General features: G+C 42.2%; 14 protein-coding genes. 8 read left to right on the plus strand and 6 right to left on the minus strand.

Going from position 1 to position 20,812, the window contains the following annotated elements; all coding sequences use genetic code 11:
• Positions 1-718 precede the first annotated feature (718 nt).
• From RH40_RS09715 to RH40_RS20330, 3 genes are all read left to right on the plus strand, one after another.
• Positions 719-3,220, plus strand: coding sequence for an adhesion domain-containing protein (locus RH40_RS09715; RefSeq protein WP_009601297.1), 2,502 nt, complete (start codon positions 719-721; stop codon positions 3,218-3,220).
• 1,053 nt (positions 3,221-4,273) lie between these two features.
• Positions 4,274-5,521 carry an NADH:ubiquinone reductase (Na(+)-transporting) subunit B gene (locus tag RH40_RS09720; protein WP_009601298.1) on the plus strand — a complete coding sequence of 416 codons (1,248 nt, stop codon included), beginning with the start codon at positions 4,274-4,276 and terminating at the stop codon, positions 5,519-5,521.
• Complete coding sequence (locus RH40_RS20330; RefSeq protein ID WP_009601299.1) at positions 5,505-5,660, plus strand: DUF2256 domain-containing protein; 156 nt, start codon at positions 5,505-5,507, stop codon at positions 5,658-5,660. The genes RH40_RS09720 and RH40_RS20330 overlap by 17 nt, the downstream gene beginning before the upstream one ends.
• On the opposite strand, the gene RH40_RS09725 is transcribed toward RH40_RS20330, so the two are convergent.
• Complete coding sequence (locus RH40_RS09725; protein ID WP_009601300.1) at positions 5,661-6,368, minus strand: SDR family oxidoreductase; 708 nt, start codon at positions 6,366-6,368, stop codon at positions 5,661-5,663. It abuts the gene before it with no gap.
• 325 nt (positions 6,369-6,693) lie between these two features.
• Here RH40_RS09725 and RH40_RS09730 point away from each other — a divergent pair, with 325 nt between their 5' ends.
• Complete coding sequence (locus RH40_RS09730; RefSeq protein ID WP_009601301.1) at positions 6,694-7,995, plus strand: putative bifunctional diguanylate cyclase/phosphodiesterase; 1,302 nt, start codon at positions 6,694-6,696, stop codon at positions 7,993-7,995.
• A gap of 148 nt (positions 7,996-8,143) precedes the next feature.
• On the opposite strand, the gene RH40_RS09735 is transcribed toward RH40_RS09730, so the two are convergent.
• On the minus strand, positions 8,144-8,644 hold the full coding sequence (locus RH40_RS09735; RefSeq protein ID WP_009601302.1) for a flavodoxin family protein: 501 nt from the start codon (positions 8,642-8,644) through the stop codon (positions 8,144-8,146).
• 410 nt (positions 8,645-9,054) lie between these two features.
• On the opposite strand from RH40_RS09735, the gene RH40_RS09740 reads away from it, so the two are divergent.
• The 3 genes from RH40_RS09740 (at position 9,055) to RH40_RS09750 (ending at position 14,194) form a co-directional block, all read left to right on the plus strand.
• Positions 9,055-10,200, plus strand: a complete 1,146-nt coding sequence (locus RH40_RS09740) for an efflux RND transporter periplasmic adaptor subunit (protein ID WP_009601303.1) — start codon at positions 9,055-9,057, stop codon at positions 10,198-10,200.
• A gap of 3 nt (positions 10,201-10,203) precedes the next feature.
• Entirely contained in the window at positions 10,204-13,332 is a 3,129-nt protein-coding gene (locus RH40_RS09745; protein ID WP_009601304.1) for an efflux RND transporter permease subunit, read from the plus strand.
• Positions 13,333-13,804: 472 nt separating this feature from the next.
• Positions 13,805-14,194, plus strand: a complete 390-nt coding sequence (locus RH40_RS09750) for a DUF6559 family protein (protein WP_009601305.1) — start codon at positions 13,805-13,807, stop codon at positions 14,192-14,194.
• A gap of 11 nt (positions 14,195-14,205) precedes the next feature.
• Here RH40_RS09750 and RH40_RS09755 read toward each other — a convergent pair whose 3' ends face one another.
• Complete coding sequence (locus RH40_RS09755) at positions 14,206-16,467, minus strand: glycoside hydrolase (protein WP_009601306.1); 2,262 nt, start codon at positions 16,465-16,467, stop codon at positions 14,206-14,208.
• 366 nt (positions 16,468-16,833) lie between these two features.
• On the opposite strand from RH40_RS09755, the gene RH40_RS09760 reads away from it, so the two are divergent.
• Positions 16,834-17,799, plus strand: coding sequence for a Gfo/Idh/MocA family protein (locus tag RH40_RS09760; protein ID WP_009601307.1), 966 nt, complete (start codon positions 16,834-16,836; stop codon positions 17,797-17,799).
• A 64-nt stretch (positions 17,800-17,863) separates the two neighbouring features.
• On the opposite strand, the gene RH40_RS09765 is transcribed toward RH40_RS09760, so the two are convergent.
• The 3 genes from RH40_RS09765 to RH40_RS09775 are packed head-to-tail and all read right to left on the minus strand — an operon-like array spanning position 17,864 to position 20,703.
• The gene (locus RH40_RS09765; protein WP_009601308.1) at positions 17,864-18,694 is read right to left on the minus strand and encodes a DUF2861 family protein; all 831 of its coding nucleotides are present in this window, start codon (positions 18,692-18,694) and stop codon (positions 17,864-17,866) included.
• On the minus strand, positions 18,695-19,333 hold the full coding sequence (locus RH40_RS09770; RefSeq protein ID WP_009601309.1) for a response regulator transcription factor: 639 nt from the start codon (positions 19,331-19,333) through the stop codon (positions 18,695-18,697).
• Positions 19,330-20,703 (minus strand): ATP-binding protein, encoded by a 1,374-nt coding sequence (locus tag RH40_RS09775; protein ID WP_009601310.1) that lies wholly within the window; start codon positions 20,701-20,703, stop codon positions 19,330-19,332. Before RH40_RS09775 ends, RH40_RS09770 begins: the two co-directional genes overlap by 4 nt.
• Between the last annotated feature and the right edge of the window lie 109 nt (positions 20,704-20,812).

Raw genomic sequence — 20,812 nt, forward strand, 5'->3', positions numbered from 1 at the left:
AAGCGCCATAATATCTCAATAGAAACTTCAAACTGGGAGGAGTGATTTGGCATTATTTTTAAAGGTGTGTATTTTTAAAGGTGTGTGTCCTTAATTTTTTCCTTTTAATTTTTCCTTAATTTTCTCCCTTAATTTTCTTAAAAAATTGTCGTGTGGGGCGATTACCGGCTGGATTTACAAAGTGAATTGCAAAGCAAGTCTACCCAACGCATTGTTTTAAAAAATAACTTATATAATCAAGAAGTCTGCCACTCATTCGATAAAATATTTTTTCGACATGAAAAAAATTTTTTATTTTATTTTGGGTTAGAAAAAGCATAAAAAACGCTCCGGAATCGCTAATGAATATAGGCTTACTAATTTATCCGCTTTTGTGAAGGATTTTTTTCACTGGCGTTTTCGGTAATTAACCATTAGTGCAAGTGCCGTTGTCGATAAGTGGTATTGAATACCGTTTATTCAATGTCAATGGCAAAGATAGATAACAGTAAGCACAAAGCCACCCTCTTGGCGCCTAACCTGACACAAGCACAAGTGCGGTTAAAGGTGGGTTTTAGCAATCAACCGATGGGTACGCTCATAAGTGGGACGTACCGAGACACCTTTGTCTTGATGTTTGAAGCTGGCTTATAACCGACAACGAAGCGCTTGAATGAACGACAGATAACAATACCAGTGAGCTAGAAAATAGCTCTCTGTTTTAATGAGTGAAAAGAAAATGAAAAAAACCACGTTTCGTTTGCACACCCTAGGCGCGTGCATTGCGGTATTACTCACCGGCTGTGGCGGAGGTAGTGATGGCAACTCGCCGTCTCCTGTGCCGCCTAGCCCACCGACACCCACAGTAAAAATGTTGGCGATGGACGGTTTCAGTGTCGTCAAGCCGGGGGTACGTTCGCATGTTGACGTTTCAAATTTTGTCCGCGGCGATCAGATCCAGCTGAGCGATGCCACAGTAACAGGTAAAGGGTGTGGTCAACCGGGTATTAGTGGGTTGAGCTTGACGTTAACCGCGCAACAGGGGGCGCACTGTGATTACCAGTACACCGCCAATCAAGTCGGGACCCCAAGCACGCGCGTGCATTTACAAGTGCTGGCCACCTCGGCGAGCCAAGCGTTATTGCCGCCGATATCCGGTGCGATGACCTTAAATGACGATCCGAAAGCCTTTGATGTGGCCGCTCTATTGGGCAGCGACTGGCAAGAAGGCGATGCGATAGTGGCCGACTTTGTGTCAGTACAGGGCATGGAAGGGAACCAAGGCACCGCTACGCTTGATGGTACCACCATTACCTTTACGCCGCCCGCCTTAGCGGGATGGAACCGGGTGGTGTTCACGGTGAAAAACAGCCAAAGCGGTGATGATAAGCTTGGGGTGATTTACATCACGTTCTCTGATGTGGTTAATCAAGCTCCGATCATTGCGCAGCCGAAATATGACATTAATGCCAATAACCCGGCGATAACGGCGCGCTCGGGTGAATCGCTGACGTTGGATTTATCTCAGCTCACGGATTTAGGGATCACCGATCCGGAGGGGGGCGATTGGCAACTGTTGGAAGTGAAAAGTTTCACTGCCGATGTGTCGCTGGTAGATAAAGAATCGATCACCAACAAAGCGTTCACGTTCAGCGCAGGAACGGTGGGGGATCATTACATCAGTTACATCGTGGCGGATGAATACAATGGGTTTACTTCAGGGCTATTAAAACTGAACGTAAAGGCGAGCGAGGGCCCAATGACCTGGACGTCATTGGATGATAACAACAAGAACACGTTCACAGCGCCGGAGAGATATTCAGATATCTATAGAAAAGGGTACAACGTGAGCGCGGTGTGGGACAGTCACGCGAATAATACATTAGCAGGGTTCAATGCGATATCAGGTGACTCGTATTGTAAAAGCTTGGGAATGTTACCGACCGTACAGGACTTAACAGCGTTGCGTCAAGCGCACTTAAACGACGACAAGCACAAGGGATTAGATTTGTGGCCATCAAAGAAACCGTATTTGGCCTCTGACGGTGACAGTATGAAAGGGTTTTGGATAGACGATGGACAAACTAAAGACTATGACCCAAGCATTCCGTATTACGTCACGTGTTTAGCGAGTCACGAAATGACGTTAAACATGAAGCGTGACAGCGTAGTGGCCAATGGGGACAGAGTGGTATTAGCGACGGTGACTCAACCGATAGACTCAAAAGGGATCACGCTCAAGAAGTTAAGTGGCAGCTTGTCGGATACCGATGTGGACATTAGCACCGATAGTCGAGGCAAGGTCACTACGCTAACCACGGCCACTACCAAAGCAGGGAGCTACCGTTTTGAAGTGACAGACAACGGGGATGCAGAAAATGTGTTAATCAGCCCAGAGGTGACATACCTTGCTGATGCAGACACGGCGACGTTCCCCGAAGAGACGGGATTAGTGGTTACCCAAGATAATGCCGCCGCAGACGGTCAAGCGCAAGATACGTTACAAGTGACGTTGAAAGATGCCAACGGTAACCCGGTGGCGGGATTACTGATAAGTGCAGAAAGTTCGTCCAGTGACAGCGCGAGTGTAAGTGTGAGCCCAGCAACGACAGACGTTGATGGCCATACTGTGGTAAAGGTCAGTGATACAGAGGAAGGCTCGGTCGATATTATCGCCCATGTAAAGCGCCCTAATGGCGAGGTTATGGACTCAACCACAGCCCGTGTTACGTTTGCGGATGTGCTCTCGGGCAATTATCCGTGTCCCGGCGGTGGGTTTGCGTGTTTACCGGTGTTGCCATCAACCGACAACCCTGATGTGTGGTATACCCCAGACCCTGAGTTGAGTTACCTTAAGAAAATTAGCTACCCTCGTTCAGATTACACGGATACATACACTGAAAATGGGAAAAATGGTTTAGACGGGTTTAAGGCGGTGAGATTTAATCACACCGGTCAAGCGGAGCGATGGTGCCAATATCTAGCGGATACTCATTACTATGGTCGTAGTGACTGGAAACTGCCAACGAAAGAGGCGTTAGACTCGTTATATAACGAATATATAGCTGTTAGTGCGAGTCTTGCTTTGTTTACAGCGAAATCTTGGCCGACTGACTCCGGCTACTGGTCGGCCTCGCCAGGCGATTCTGAAAGCGATTTCTACCACGTGTACCTCGGCAATGGTTACACCTTCCCCTATACTGCGAGTAACGTCAATTACGTTTCTTGCGTCTCAGAATAATACGCGGTATTTCGCGTTGAATCTTTGGTGTTTGCTCATTTTGCTTTTTTAAGTGAAACGATGCATTAGAGGGTAAAGCGCCCTAGGGTCAACAACCACAACTGCGCCAAGGCGCAGTTGTGTTTAGGTAAATAATTATTAACTGATTTGTTTGTTATTTTTAGGACATTCTGAATTATTTAGGATAATTCAGGACATACACCAAAAGAACTGCCGCGGCATCAAAAGACGATGCAGAATCATGAACTACAAAACCCTTGGTGTTACCGAGTGTCATGCTTGTCTTTCAGATAAAATGCCTACGAGGTATGATAGTAAAGGAAGAGAGGCAGTAATGTGTGTTCAGTGTAACAAAATCAACTATTTGTTTTACGCAGCAAACAGCTAATCAGACCAATTAAGTTCATGCTCATATTTCCACTACGTTTTATTAAAAAGCCTCCAGTATAGCCAGATAAATTACGAGATTGATGGTTCAGCCAAAAATGAGATAGAAGGCAATTATAAACACGAATTTCCTAGCTCGAAAGTGCCCCAAAATGAGTTAGATTAAAAGATCTACAAAGTTTAGCCAAGCACGTTTCCCCCTACGATTTCTAATCTGACCTAACAGTGGCAGACAGTACTTATTTGAGGTGCCAATAAGTTGGATTTCCGCGAGTGTGCACCCTGAACTTTTTATTCCACAACTTACTTCGTAAGCTTATGAACTCCAAATTTAAAGAATAATGTTTAGAATGTTCATTTTTGGACGTGTTACTTTTAGGCTTTGTTGGTGTGTTATGAATTATTCTTGTCCAAAACCTTGCTAAAGATTGATCAGACTTTATTGTAATTTCCATCGTGTTTCGGGTAGTGATGCACCTTAAAAATGATCAAAATTTATCTTTTTATCGCTTACGAATCGCTTGAAAAGTCGTGTTTCCGCTCAAATTTTATTGTCCTCCGACTCTTGGCTTGATGTGATTCAAAATGGCTAAGAATTTTTTGCGCTGCTTTATGAAATTCTGCGTAATACTTAAGGTAGCTATAAGAAGGAAAAAAGGTGGTCTCATGAGTCTCAAAAGTATAATGGAAGATATGGCTCCTCAGTTCGAAGCGGGTGGAAAGTACGAGAAGATGTACCCTCTTTATGAGGCCGTCGCCACTATCTTTTATACCCCTGGAAGCGTTAACAAGGGGCATACCCATGTACGAGATAGTATCGATCTCAAACGCATCATGATCATGGTGTGGCTGGCAACATTCCCAACTATGTTCTGGGGTATGTACAACATTGGTAATCAAACGGTGATGGCGTTGCTGTCTACTTACTCCGCCGCTGATATGTTGCCAGTAATTGCAGAGAGCTGGCGGTTATCTTGGGTATTCGCCAATGCGCAAGGAGTTTTGGAAGCAACATGGGCATCGAAGATGCTGCTTGGTGCTACCTATTTTGTGCCCATATATGCCACTGTCTTTGTTGTGGGCGGCTTCTGGGAAGTGCTATTTGCAGTCATTCGTAAACATGAGGTAAATGAAGGGTTCTTTGTCAGCTCAGTTCTTTTCTCGTTGATACTCCCTCCAACTCTGCCTTTGTGGCAAGCTGCACTTGGGATCACGTTTGGTATTGTGGTAGCGAAAGAAATCTTCGGCGGTACAGGCCGGAACTTCCTCAATCCTGCACTCGCTGGTCGCGCTTTTTTGTACTTTGCCTATCCCGCTAACATGTCAGGCGGATTGGTTTGGGTTGCTGCTGATGGATACTCGGGAGCGACGCCATTGAGTCAATGGTATGAAAGTGGCAGTGCTGGACTAATTAACAACGCAACTGGGCAACCCTTGCTTTGGTCCGACGCGTTTTTAGGCAACTTGCCCGGCTCGATGGGAGAGGGATCTACTTTGCTGATAGCCCTAGCGGGATTAATGCTGATAGGGATGCGAATTGCGTCTTGGCGTATCGTCGCTGGCGTTATGATTGGGCTGGCAGCAACATCGACATTACTTAATATGATAGGGTCTGATACCAACCCAATGTTTTCGATGCCATTCCATTGGCACCTTGTGTTGGGTGGAGTTGCCTTTGGTGCATTCTTTATGGCGACAGATCCAGTATCAGCGGCCTTCACAAACTCGGGTAAGTGGGCTTATGGTATTTTGATTGGTGTCATGGCCATCGGTATACGGGTATTAAATCCAGCTTATCCTGAAGGTATAATGCTCGCCATCCTCTTCGCAAATCTGTTTGCACCACTATTTGATGTATTAGTTAAAGAGTCGAATATCAAACGACGTAAGCGACGTCATGCCACCTCGAGTTAAGAAGCAACATTTACCTCACAAAACTTGTGAGGTATGTGAGCGCCCCTTTTCTTGGCGAAAAAAGTGGGCGCGATGTTGGGATGATGTCAAATATTGCTCGGAGCGATGTCGTAAGACCAGAAAATCATTTAACGATTAGCTACCAAGGTAGCTTTTCCCCAGCATAATTATAAAACTCACCACTGGACTCTGCAGTTGTCGCTTCTATAACGTTGAGAAGGTCGAAAGCGACCTTTTCCGTGGAAAATAATTTTTCTGGTGGCACATTAGCTTGAAACGGTTTGGAAAGGGACGTATCTGTTGTCCCAGGGTGTAGGGCAACAATAGTGGCTTTGGGTAAGACCCTATGCCACTCAATCGATATTGTTTTTATCAACATGTTTAGAGCAGCTTTTGCGCAGCGGTAACTGTACCAGCCGCCTAGTTGGTTATCATCAATGCTGCCGACTTTTGCTGACAATACTGCCACTTTGGGGTTTGAAGATTGCTTGAGAGTTTTAGTAAAATATTTAGCCAATAAAAGGGTAGGTACGGTGTTTCTGTTGATATTTTCAATAAAGAATTCTTGGCTTAAGGAGCTGATGTTCTTCTCTGGCCCTTTATGCTCACCATGCAAAAAGCCCGTGCAGTTTATGATCCAATCAACATTCCCTACTTCTTTTGAAAGCTGCTCCACCTCTTCCTCAGAGGAGAGGTTAACTCTAAACCAGAGTATATTTTGATGAGTGACCTCACTGTAAGAGCGTCTGTAAGTGCCAATAATAGTAGCTTCTGGGAATCGACGTAAACATTCACCAACGACTGCATTTCCGATACCGCCGTTGGCACTTAAAATGAGTAACTTCATTTTGGTTTTACCACTGTCAAATTGTTATTTTACATACGAAAAATTTTGCTCTTTGTATCAATGTAAAGAGTAGCAAATACCACCATATTCTTAGTGAATTATCTAACAATAAAAAGATTGAATTTTGAGATTTGTGGTGCATTTGTGGCTCAATTCTCGCGGTTTGTGGGTGTTTTTTGAACAGTGGGTGATTTTTCGAACAATCATAGGCTAAAGTTAAACGTCCGAGCCTAAAAAAGTCACTCCAATCTAATTAAACAGAGCGGATATAAAAAAGCTCGATGTATGCTGGGTAAAAGTATTGTGAATACGCTGGAGCAATGAAATGCTTGATTCGTTATCAAATAAAATGCTCGCTCTATCTACGATGACGTTACTGTTTGTACTGGTTGTGTTGGTTGCTTTTTTTCAGATTCAGTCAGAGCAGGAATCGACTCAAGTAGAGATCAACTACCTTGTTGATTTGCAACTAGACGTTGATTCACTAAAAGGTGAACTCTGGACCTATAAACAGAAAGGGAATAGCTTAGCCTCAGGAAAGCTCAACGAAATACAAGATAGTATCGCTCAACAACTTCGGGAAAAAGATGCCGTTTTGGGAATTCAACTCGACGATGTTCAAGTGATGAACGAAAGTCTTCAGCGTTTGATTAAGTATGAAAAACAGCGTTATTTGTCAGATCTTAACAATAAAGTTGTTAGCGATAGAACATCTTTTAAAGTCAGTGGGATCTTATACTCACGTTATAGCTCTATTGCACAAAGCATGACGGAAGAGCTTGCTGCAATACACAAGACGGTCGTTAAATTACACAAAGAAAAACTCCAAAGTCTTATATTTGCAGCCGCATTCTGGCTGGTTGTATTTGCAATTATTGTCAGCGCTATCGCGTGGTTAGTTTTGTATCGGTTCAAAACTGATTCTAATGCGATCAAAGAAGCGATGATCGCTCTCTCTCGCGGTGAATTAGACACGAAAGTCCAGTGTAAAAAAATGGACAGCGAATTTAAAATCATGGCGGATTTTTTTAATCAGATGAGTGAATCGCTACGACTTTCTACTGTGACTCGTCAAGAATTAGAAGATGAAGTCGCTCAACAAACGTTTCAGTTGAAACATAAACAAGAACAATTGCTTTTTTTGGCCGAGCACGATCCACTGACGAATTTACTCAATCGTCGAGCATTCGATAATAAGTTGGATAGAGCGATACAAGATGCTGAACGAAAAGGCAGTAAGCTGGCTCTTTTGTTTATAGATTTGGATGATTTCAAAATAGTAAACGATCAATTTGGCCATGATGCTGGCGATCACGTTCTTGTTCAGGTAGCACGTCGACTTGAGGATTGTTCTGAAGGGAATGATTTTGTAGCACGTTTTGGTGGTGACGAGTTCGTTATTTGTACAGAGTCAGCGAACGAGTTTCATCATGTGTTGTTGAAGGTTGAGAATGTCTTGTCTATGGTCGCTAGGTCGATTGAATTTGAGAAACAAGCGCTCAAAGTTGGCGCTAGTATCGGGGTTTCTCGATTTCCGGATCAAAGTCGTTGCAAAGAAGATCTAATAGTATTGGCTGATGAAGCAATGTACCAGCACAAACAATCCAAAGATACACGTGTGAGCTAATCATTCAGTGGGCAAGGAGACTCTAGAGTTTGTAGTTCGCGAGGATGACTTGTGTTTTAAAGCGCATTCTCGCTGAACCTAGCATCTTGAGGTCACTTGGGTATACGACATTTTACTTTAATCAATTTGGGCTCTCATATACGAAAAGTTATCCGAGACTCTTTAAAGATGATGCGAATTGAGAAATTTCCTGCAAATTTATTTCATCTTGTTTGGCATGCAGAGATGACCTGTATTCCATTTTAAAATATTTGCATATCTCAACAAAGAAAGTTTCAAAGATCGGACAGATTTGATTGCGTCCAGAAGTGGTAAGGATAAATGCTCTTTTATAGGCCAGTGCCCTTGCTTTAGGTTTTAATTCTGCTTTATCAGTCAGCTCTGTCATTCTATCAAAAAATGCTTTCATTGGTGCAGTCACTGAATACCAATAAGTAGGAGAAGCAAATATGAGATTATCTGATTCTAAAATTTTCTCAAAGATTCTATAAAAATCATCGGCTTCATATTGATTGTCATAGCGGTAAGGACTGATTTTGCATTGATCAAGGTTTATGATCTCTAGGTTAATATTTGTTGCAAGATGTTCGATGAGTTTGGCGGTGTTACCTTTTGGGTTCGCACTGGAGAATATTACGAGTGATTTCATCAATGACTTCCTTATTGAATTTATAAAAACCCAGATAGCGTAATACCTAAACTTAACTTGAGGTAAAGAGTTTTATTTCCATGTGACTTCAAAATGCACTCTCTAAAGGGCGAGTTGTCTTGCCCGTCAAGCAAGCTATTATCGCTGAACCTAGCATCTTGAGGTTACTTGGCGATATTTATTAAACGTTTTGAGATTATTGAGATATAAATTTTGTAAGATATTAAATACTCTGAAAATATGTTTTTTCTGCGTTATCAAGCTGATAATTAATTGTGATTTCATATAGTATTCTAATTGACAGCAATTGGCGGTGTAGAAATCTGGTTTCTTAGACATCGAGAAACGTATAACAAGCTACCGTTGAGCGTCGAACATACTCCAAAAATAATTATGGAAAAGGATTTTATATGACTCGTAAGTCGTTACGTTGGCTCGTTCCATTTTTAATACTAGGCTGCTCTTACGCGGCGTTCTCCGCTATTACCTCAAGTAGTGAAGAGGGTAAAAATCTTCGTGCTGCTAAGGCACCACCTACAGTAACAGTGTCTAAGGTTCAGTCTGGCGACCATAATGTCGTTATAATAGGGCATGGAGAAATCGTTCCCGTTGAGGTCACACGGTTGTCCGCACAGGTTTCTGGAGAAGTAATCAGTTGGCATCCTAATTTCGTCGTTGGGGGGATTGTTAAGCGTGGAGAGGTGCTTTTCACTTTAGAGAGTGAAAACTATCAGGCTGCGGTTCTTCAAGCAGAAGCCAATGTTGCGAGTGCGCGAGCTGCTCTAATCGAAGAACAAGCGCAGGCTAACGTTGCTCAAAAACAGGCAAAACGATTACCAAAATCACAAGTTACTGAGCTGTATTTGCGAAAGCCTCAGTTGCTCAGTGCTGAGGCAAAAGTGAAGTCTTCGCTTGCTGATCTGAAGCGAGCGCGCCGAGATCTTGAAAATTGTAATATTGTTGCTCCTTACGATGCGCTGGTTGTCAGTCGTGAACTTGGGGTAGGTCAGTTTGTATCTGCTGGAACCAACGTAGCAATATTGAACAATATTGAATCAGGTGAAATACATATTCCGATTGCGGGTTTTGATAGTGCATTTATACCTGATGATTTTATAGGGCGTGAAGCGAAGATAACTCTTCAAGGAGTCTTGGCTATAGAGCGTATTGGTCGGTTAGAACGTGATCTGGGCGTCGTAGATAGCAACACAAGAATGACAAATATTATCGTTAGCCTTAGTGACCCTTATTCGATGAAGAGTGATGAGACACCGATTAAATTTGGCTCGTACGTTGAAGTTCAGTTTATTGGCAAGAAACTCAAGCACATTTATCGATTGCCCCAAGAGATCGTTAATAACAAAAAGGTGTGGGTCGTAAACCAAGACAACATATTAGAGCCGAGAATTGTAAACGTGCTAAGAGCAGAAAAGGACTTCATGTTGATCAATAAGGGCCTTAGAGACAACGATCAAGTTGTCTTAACTGTTCCGGACTACCCACAAGAAGGTTTACAAGTAGAAGTAGCAAAGCCTGATCTTGGTAAGGAGCAATAATCGATGGAAGGCTCCCAACAAAAAGGTTTAATCGCCTACTTTGCAAACAATCCCGTTGCAGCAAACTTGCTGATGTTTTTTTTAATTATCATCGGTCTTGTAAGCTACTCGTTGCTTCAACGGCAGATGTTTCCTACTAAAGAGATCAATTACATCAATATTAGCGCTGAGTACCCAGGCGCTTCACCTCAGGAAATTGAGGAAGGGATTTTGATTAAACTTGAGGAGTCTCTAAAAGATGTCTCAGGTATAAAAAAACAGATTTCAACCTCTGAAAGAGGTTTTGGTCACATTGAGATTGAGGTAGATGAAAATGAAGATACCGAAGATGTCTTGAATTTGGTCAAACAAAAGACTGATAGCGTCTCCAACTTTCCTGATGGAATGGAACCCTTGCAAGTCTATCAAGTACCATTTCGTCAAAGCGTTATCGAAATGGCTGTATTTGGTGATAGGAAGCTTCTCGATTTGAAACCTGAGGCGAAAGAAGTTGTCGACGAGTTACTTCGTCTCGACAATGTCTCCTTGGTAGAGATGTATGCTCCCGATTACGAAATATCGATAGAAGTAGAGCCGAGAGATTTACAGAAATATGGACTTACTCTTGAGGATGTTCGCCAAGCAATTTCTCGCTATTCGGCCAATTATTCTGCGGGTGAAGTGAGAACTGAAGCGGGTATGATTTCGGTACGGATCGAAAATCAATTTTACACTGGCGAAGAATTCAGAGATATACCTGTCAAAGTCGGAAGGAACGGCGGTAAAGTTTTACTTCAAGATATCGCGAAGATTCGGGATGGTTTTACTGAGGAAGATCGTTACTTTAAGTTCTCGGGGAAAAATGCTATCTGGGTTGCCGTTAAGGCAACCAAAGATCAGGATATGTCCGATGTAGCTGAATCGGTGAAAGCCTATATCGATAAGAAAAACCAAGAGTTGCCCTCTGATGTTCAAATCGAAAGCGTTGTTGATATGACCTACTATCTCAATGGTCGACTTGATATGGTGCATAAAAACATCTTACAAGCCATTGTATTAGTCGCTTTGATGCTTGGGATATTTTTACGTTTCAAGCTCGCAATGTGGGTGATGGTTGGCTTGCCGGTTTGCTTCTTGGGTACAGTGATGTTAATGCCGATCTTTGGTGTCACCATAAATATCGCTACGTTATTTGGCTTTATTATGGTGCTGGGGATTGTGGTCGATGATGCCATAGTTATTGGTGAAAGTGCTTGTAATGAGATTGATAAACATGGTGGTGGGGTTGAAAACGTTGTGCGCGGAGCACACCGCGTTGCCACGCCTGCGACATTTGGAGTTCTCACTACCATGGCTGTTTTTGCTCCTTTTTTGATGTCGAAGGGCAGTGAAAGTGCAACCTTTTTTGGTATTTCTGTGGTCGTCATGCTTTGCCTATTCTTTAGTCTGGTTGAGTCTAAGCTTATTTTACCTTCCCATCTTGCTCATTCGTCATTTAAGCCCATAAAAGAAGGAAGTTGGAGAGATAGGTTTAACCGAAGTTTCTACAACTTTGTTAATGGGAGATATAAGAGGGCACTTCGTACTTGCGTATATTGGCGATGGAGCGTTCTAGCTACTTTTATCGGTGTATTGGGGGTAAGCATTGCTGTTGTAGTCGGAAACTACATCCGCATGGTTCCTATTCCAAAGATACCCCATGATTTCCCGAGTATTAAGGTGACCATGAACGATAATGTGTCCAGTCAACAAACCATTAATGCATTGAAATCAATCGAAGAGACAGTTCTAAAAGTTGAACAGAAGATAAAAGAAGAAACAGGCCAAGAAATGGTGCGTGATAGCTTGGCTTTCACCAAAGGAAGAAAAGAAGGTGAGATTCTTCTGCCATTGGTTGATGAAGAACTGCGGCCTATTGATACTTTTGAATTAGCTCGACGATGGAGAGAACATCTTTCGGTCATTCCAGGGCTCAAGTCTCTCACTATTGTTGATAATCTCAATGACGATGGTAAAGGAGATGATTTTGGTTTTCTATTATTTGGTGAAGATATTACCAAGCTGAATGCGGCAGGGCGTGAACTGGTTCAGGCACTTAAACAAGAGAAAGGGCTAACGGATGTTTTTTCTTCAATAGATTCAGGCAGCCGTGAAGTTTTACTCTCTCTTACTCCTGTTGCTTACGATCTCGGTCTAGATCTTTCTATGATTGCTCAGCAGGTGGGCAGCAGTTTTTATGGTGGTGAGGCACAACGTATTCTTCGAGATGGTGAAGAGACTAAAGTCATGGTGCGGTACCCCAAATTAACCCGTGAAGCCTTTTCGTCGCTTCGTTATGCGATCATTACGACCCCGGAAGGGAGAAAGGTAATGTTGGGGGATGTGGTTGAGATTAACCAACAGCCTGGTGTGACGAGTATACGTCGCGAAGGTGGATACCGCAGTGTTTACGTGTACGGTGCGATTGATGACAGTATGGTCGAACCCGCGCAAGTGATCAGTAAAGTATCCGATGAGATCATACCGCAGATTATTGCTACTTATCCTGGCGTTAAGAGTGAGTTGGGTGGGACGATTGAAGAACAACAAGCACAGCAAAATGAGCAGATGATATTTTTCCTCGCTGGAATGATGGTTGTCTATATTTTGCTTGCCATTCCTTTGAAGAGTTATTCACAGCCGTTAATTATTATGTCCATTATTCCATTTTCTCTAACAGGCGCAATTTGGGGACATTTATTATTAGGTTATGATTTGAGTATGATGTCGACTTTTGGTCTTATCGCAGCTGCTGGTGTTGTCGTCAACGATTCACTTGTGATGACGGATTATGTGAATCAGGTTCGAGCAAGAGGTGTTGCAATTAAAGATGCCGTAGTTGAGGCAGGATGTGCACGTTTTCGAGCAATCACATTAACTTCAATCACTACGTTTGTTGGTGTGCTACCCATTATATTCGAGACAAGTTTACAAGCAAGATTCGTAATTCCAATGGCAGTCTCTTTGGGCTTCTCCGTGCTGTTTGCGACACTACTGACGTTAGTTTTAGTGCCGTGCTTGTACTTGATTTTGGATGACTTAAAAGCTTTGGTGAATCGATTCAAGCTCACGCTTATCAAGCAGGGTAAAAAGCTCTCGCCAAGCCGTCATTGAACCTCAGGCGGGCCCCGAGGTCCGCTTTAAATAATCATTTTATGTCATGCCAAAGAATTAGCCAGTTGGATAATTTTACATTTGCATGCGTTAAAATGAAAAATGCCCGCATAAAGGGCAATTATGCGGGCTAAAGACAACATTCTGTTAGTTTGTTTCTGGAGATATTGGTTGGATATCCATATTTCAGCTGCCATAGAGATTTTTTTATGTATCGGGTCTATGTATCAGCTCAACCAATATTAAGGACATTAACACTTTCTTTACGAGTATTTAATGATTAAATTTGGAAAGATACATTTCATTTATGTATATAACTAAGTAACCTCAAGATGCTAGGTTCAGCGAGAATGGCTTGCTTTACAGGCAAGGCAACAATTCGAAAATAGGGTAAACTGAATTCGATATAATCGTCTCTGTATTCACGTAATATAATGCTAATGTTACGCAATCAGGGAAATTAAGATGAGTTATGTTAATGATAAGAGAGTTTTTCAAACGTCGAGCGCTACTTCGAATTATATCCAAAATGAGCCCTGCTCTGATAAAGGGGTATGGTTCTAGAGACTATTACTCCGCTGGTCAAGTCTATCAAACAGCTCTCTCCCTAGATTTATCCAAGCGCTATTTCAAGTACAACTTGGCACTCTTTTGCTGTGAGACTGAGCCATCACTTGCTAACAAACCAATGATCAGTGAGGCTTTGTTTACTGACTTGCGTGATGAAATAAAGCATAAATTTTTCTTAGGAAGCGACTACTCAGCCATTGATATTATGAAACTTATCCATGCGCCGACCTGGAAAGGTGGGCGTATGGATGACTATATGTCCCATCATCGCGGGATGAATAGTCGCTTTTGAACAGAACACTCTTACATTGGTTCCCATGTAAAGGGACTGATTCCTTTGATTTCAGCGTAGATAGAGTGTGCTTTTATCACTGAACTTTCCAGTTTGAAAGCTGTATTTGAAAAGTTGGCAGTAATCTGGCTTCCATCACTAAACGAGGTGCGCTGTACTTGTCCAGACTCGTCTAACCAGACGAAGTCGGTCAATTGTTTGTCCCAGAGTTGTTGATGGATTGGTTTGAAGGCCGACTGGTAATGCATGAGTTCTTTGATTCTGCGGCTAGAAGGAGTCTGTCCATTTTCTCGGTTCAAGTGCACCATGGCAGGGGTATTAAATAGCATCATAGTGAGATCTCTGTTGGTCTTTACGTCACTGAACTTGAGGCTATCAGAGTGCCAATGATGGCTGTTGATGACTTCGTCATGGAAGACGGTCTGATAAAGAGGGATGCGAAACTGTGGCGCAAACAGTAAGGTTTTATAGGGCTCTTTGACGCGAGCTGGTTTAAAGAAAAATGCAGGCCCGTAGTCAGGGTACCAAGCTCCCAAGTAAAAGGGTGAACGTTTATTTTTGGTCATGTCGTAGTCTTGCCAACCAAATCCTATACTCTCAAGACCATGGGCAAAAACAATCCCCTTTGTAGTCAGCGCGTTTCCATCTTCAGAGCCAAGAATAATGCCAGTACTTTCAATGATATTTTCCATTCTATTATTAAAGCCATTAAGCAGCATTTGTTCGTTCTGGTTTGAGTGATAATCTTCTCTCGCCATTGCGGTGCCATCTACATCGAGAAAAAGACTATTAAAGTGACCAAAGCGAAGGATATCTTTCACCCGCTCAAGCACATATTCAAGTTGGCAGTTTGGGTTTAGGTAAAAGCCGTTTCCGCGAAATCCTGTTTGTTTTTGTTTGTCGGCATTTTCTATTGTGCATGATTCCATCATCATTAATGGTAATTGGGCGGTCAGCCAGCCATCATTATGGGAAGGAGGGATCGATGTATTATACGAATCATAAGTCGCAATGAGGTAGCCTAAACGCTTGGCATCTTCGATAACTTGTGGCTGGAAAAAAGCAGGTAACCAGTTATCAAACCCCAGCCACAGTCGCTTTAGACCTGATTGATAAAGGCTATCTAGCACATCTTGTGATAATGCCTGCCCCCACTTGGTGGGTTCAATAAGGTATAGACCTAAGTGTTCGGATATCCATTGTTTTTTCTTCTGAGTTGCTTGGAATTGCTTTTCAATTGAATTATCGGTGATGGTTGGGTTGGGTACTTTAAATGTTGAAGATAAGTATTGATTGATAGTGTTGATTAATGAGTGTTGATGATATTTGGAGAGGTAGGATTTTTTTCTATTAGCCGATAGCAAGGCCTGCTTTAAATCTTTTTTGATAGTGAATATCGACTGTTTTAACGCCCAAACATTGAGCCCTTGCCAATCTTTCACATCGTGGATACTGATACCCGCATTGCCAAACAGATAAACCTGACTTGCTCCTATCATCTTTTTTACATCAGGGTTGTGCTTAGCCTTTTCTAACAACGTTATTGAGTAGCCATTATCGATACGCCATTGTCTGTATGCCTTTGCTCCACCCAACCAATCGCTATTTTGTTGGATAGAGACGACAAATGGTTGCTGTTGGTTTAGCACTGTAAACTGGTGAGAGGCGGTCATCTGAAGTTTATTTACGTCGCTTGAAAAGTGCAAAAGGTTATTGGTGGGATTGATTAGATGCCACGAAAAATAACGCCTGTTTTGTTTCGCGGTCCAAAAGGGCATTTTCAGATCTTGAGTGGTATTGGTACCCGAGTAATTTTTCTCCAAGTAGTTTACCCAGTTCAAGTTATCGATCGGAATACGCATCCCCTCGCTGAAAGGGAGGTAGAGCTCTTGTGCCTTATTTGAGTTTAAGCGGTACCAAGTGAGGGATAGAGGTTCCTCTCTGGCGATGCCCTGAATATTTTGAGCTGAGAAAGACAGTAACAGTTTATCCGTTAGTGTGGCGGTAACACCAAGGCCACTAGGTAATAGTGTCCAAGTTAGCGTATTGCGAGTTGAGTTGATCTGAGACGCTCTTTGTTTGACTCCGTTCACTGTGAGAGTGGGTTTATTTAATGATGTGTTATTCCATTGAATGGACAGCGTTGATGGCTCGATAGTTACCTTTACTTTCTGAGACTCCAAGGTGAATAGAGATTGCTTGGCTTCAACTGAAAAAGCGATCAGACCTATTAGGGCTATTTGTGAGAAAAAAATTAGGCGTTTGGCTATCATTCGAAGTTCCTTAAGTGTATTGGTACGGCGATTAAATCTTTCTTCGAATGATTAATTGTCACCTATATGTCTCATTTGTTTATCGAGATGGTGCTGAAACACGATGTGAATACTCTATTTTTATATCGGATTGGTACTCGAATATACGGGCAGAAACTCGGCGGAATTTGGCTAGAACACGAAAATCAAATTGCCCCCCTATTGTATGTTTTGTTGTTGTCCTGCCATACTAACTTGGCTATTATCTGTCTGAAATATATTAGTTTTTTGTGGGGCAGTGTTTCATTCCATGTGGCATCTTGCTAGCCCCTACGCTGATTAGATTGTCAGAAGGCTTAAAAATCAAAAGTCATATTAAGGATAATAATGTTTAAGATAGCAATTATAGGTTTAGGAAGTATGGGGAAGATCATGCTGGAGAGCATGGTTGATCATCCACAGTTTAATGTGATCTGTGGGTGGGATATTTCGAAAGAAGCGTGTGAGGAGGCCTCGAAAATGTTGCCTCATTTGACCATCACCAAAACAGCAGAGTCTTTATTGCAAGATTGTGATATTGATTGTGTGTATATTGCTACGCCTCCGTCTACGCACGCTTACTATGCTGAATTGGCAAGCGAGTTAGGGATAAGTATCTTATGTGAAAAGCCTTTGGGTGTTGATTTAGGTTCCAGTGAACGCCTTGTTTCGTTAGTAAATGATTTCAATATTCCCAATGCGGTGAATTTCACCTTGATGAACTCTCCACTTGTTAGTTGGCTTAGGAATGAACTAATTCAAAATAATGGCGGCCAGATTCAGGCCATAGAAATTCGACATAGCTTTAATGAATGGCCGAGAAAGTGGCAAGGAGGCGCAACTGAATGGCTTTCTCGTCCGCAAGAGGGAGGCTTTATAAGGGAAATGTTCTCTCATTTTGTGTTCATGATGCAGAGTATTTGGGGGAAACTGTCCATTCAATCTCTAGATATAGTCTTTGGAGAAAGTGGGCTATCGGAAACAGAGCTATTTGGCGTGCTGTTGACTGAGTCTGGGATTAAAGTGTCGATTGTTGCAGGTACAGGAAGGTGTGCACCTGAATTGAACGAAATGACCATATACGGAACATCTGCCTCTTATCGATACGTTAATTGGTCAGAAGTGTATGTAACTCATGGCGCCGATTGGAAACCTGTTTTAGAAAAAGATCTACCGCCAGTGAATCGACAACTTGATGAAGTCGCTCTTTGGTTAGAAAGTGGCAGTGCAAACCTTGCCTCTTTCTATGATGCTTATCAAGTACAGTTATTAATAGAAGAAATGCTAGAAAAGTTAAAAGTAAGTCATTGTTGAACATAGTTTTTAGAAACTATATTTTGCTCCAAGTGATTCATTGCTACCTATATACCTCAACTTGTTATATATATGGTACCGCAACCCTATGTAAATACTCGATTTTTATATCAGATTGGTACTCGAATATACGGGCAGAAACTCGTTGGAATTTAGCTTGTTCAGGGACTGCTTCAGGAGGAATGTGTATTTGGTTTATTTGAGACGCTAAGGCATGTTGTGTTCCTACTTGACGGTATTCAGCATCAAACCATTGTTGAAATACCGTCATTGGCGGGCATTGATTAGTAAGCTGGGGTGGCTTTGAGTTGAGCAGTGAACTTTCGCTTGTTGAGCGTTCTAGCCATTGATAGGTTGAGTAACTCGAAATGAGAATATCATAGCTATTTTGCCCTATGGTTAGAGTGTAAATGCCAGGTTCAGGCTTTGCTAACAAATCACTGGTTTCCCATTCTTGATAGCTGAGATTCGGATTCAGATGACCTGACAAAATGATACTTTCCGATGGTTCTCTCAGCTCAAATGACGCTGTTTGAGTAATTTGCTCAGCAGAAAGTTTAATTTGATGGTCGAGTGCAGAAAACGTAGCCCTACTGATGATAGATAGTGTTATCGCTGCGGGTTTTTTAGTACTAGTAAGTTGTTTTCCGCAATCAGTCTGACTGAGAATTTGTTCTTTTATGGGCTGCCAATACTGATGGGGTAGTGGATGTTTATCAAGTGCTGTAATCAATTCTTGCCATGCGAGTTTTGGTTGGTTTCTGACTAGCGCATTGAGTGTGAGTTGCAGTGGCGTGGTTCGAAACCAAGACAAGGCTGCTTCTTTAGCATAACTTGGCTGAGTAAAACCACACAGCAGCAGAATGAGAACTGGGTATCGTAAATTCATCATCATTTAAACCAACCGATAACCGACACCGCGATGTGTTTCAATATCTAAACAATGAATCGCTTGGCGTAACCTTAGTATATGATTGTCAACAGTGCGAGTGGTTGGGAAAGTAGCATAACCCCATATCTTGTTTAATAGCTCTTCTCTGTGGAACACTCGTCCACGGTGTTGAACGAGCAGCAAAAGTAACTGAAACTCCTTAGGTTTTAGTATAATAGCTTGTTCATTCACATGGACGAGTCTCTTGGATACATCAATGGATAAATTTTTATAAGTAATCTGACTTGAGCCTACGGGTCGCAAGTGGGTTTTGATACGAGCAAGCAGCTCATGCTGAGAAAAAGGCTTAGTCATATAGTCTCTGGCACCATTGCTCAGACCTTTGATACGCTCATCTACATCCACTTTTGCTGTCAAGATAATGACAGGAATAGCTTTGATTAGTAGCCATTCTGGAAGGTGTAACAGGCTATCGCCATCTTGCAACTGACGGTCAAGTACAACAAGGTCTGCAGTCACCCATTTTTTGGTAGCTAATTTTGCATCCCTTACCCACTGACAGTTAAATTGATTCTGCTGGAAAAAAGTAACCAGTCCTTCTCCAATTAGTGGGTCGTCTTCCACCAATAAAATCTGCTTCATAGTGGTATTTCCAATTTAATCCGAGTCGGCTTTCTTTGAATCGAAACTTTACCACCCATAATGCCAGTTAAATGGCTTACCAGACTAAGGCCAATTCCGAGATTATCCTCTGTACTATTCCTTTGTTGCCAACAGCGTCGAAAAAAGGAAGGAAAAAAGCCTTGGTCAGAGACGACGATAGTGAGCGACTTTTCATTGCTTACCAACACATGGATGGGATGCTTACCATGTTGTTTGGCATTCATTAGCAGGTTGTTAAGACAAATGGTCAGCCAATAAAATGGTAGTTCCAAAACTCGGTCATCCTTTATCTCATATTGAACATTGTGCTGAGAGCAGATGTGGTCAAGCCAATCTTTGATTGACCCTTGCTGTTGTGTTAGAAGTTGTGCTTTATCCATACACAAGTACTCTTTACTTGCTTCAGTAAGTTGAAGTAGTCGTTGGTAGTCTTCGATTAAACGCCAGAGCGCAATTTGAGTATTATCGTTGAGGTTATCAAATTCTTGGCGAAGAAGATCAATTGAAAGCCCCAAGCTTGTGACAGGCGTTCTAAGTTCATGTGTGAGCAGTTGAAAAACAAAGCGTTTGCTCCGGTTGTGTTGGAGTTTTTGTTGCCATGTTCTTATAAGTAGAAAAAGCAGTAAAAATAGAACAGCAGCGGAAAGATAGAGAATCGAATGATGATGTGACCCAGAACGAGCCATACATAAATTACCATATCGAAATTCACATTGCTTTGAACCTACTATTATTTGGTATTCTTTAGCTATCGGTTGCCACTTCGCCTTGTTGAGTTGCTTCCAACCCTGCTCGGTATTAAACCACAGACTGTTTTCTTCAAACCAAACTTTATATCCTGCCAACAATGCATTGCGCCCAGTTGGAGAAATAGCTCGAAGACTATTGAACAAGGGATGTTGAGGATTATCTCCTGTCAATAAATGCACTAAGCCCTGATAGCTTTTACCTTGTTCAAAATAGCGATCGGCATAACTACCGCCCGCAGGGTGGAGATAGTGATGATCAGAAAACCATTGAACAGGTAGGCTGCTGCCCCGACATTGGGAGAGTTCAAATTCAATAGCCGCCCCTATTTTTGGTGAGAAGCCTTTAGGTTTTTGGCACGTCTCATGAACTTGATAGATTTGATAAATCTCAAGCCATGTAAAATGTGAGAGGTTAGGTAACTGTGCGTAACTTGCTAACAGTTCATGGGGGTATTTTACTAACTCGTATTGCGGGATTTTTAGCTGGGCCTCCAGCTCAAGCTCGCCCAGAATTTTTTGCCATAAAGGCTCTACTGGTGAGGCACCTAGTTCAGTCGAAGCAATAACAAGCAGGATAAATGTGGCGTAGGCTTTTTGCATTAGCAAGATAAGAAATGAGAATATACTAATAGGTTAGCGACTTTTCACCACGATTTGTAACCCTATTGTAAATATCGCCATTTTTAGGTTCTAAATGATGTAATGTGTG

This window comes from Vibrio caribbeanicus ATCC BAA-2122, from assembly GCF_000165125.1.
In the GTDB taxonomy this organism is placed as follows: domain Bacteria; phylum Pseudomonadota; class Gammaproteobacteria; order Enterobacterales; family Vibrionaceae; genus Vibrio; species Vibrio caribbeanicus.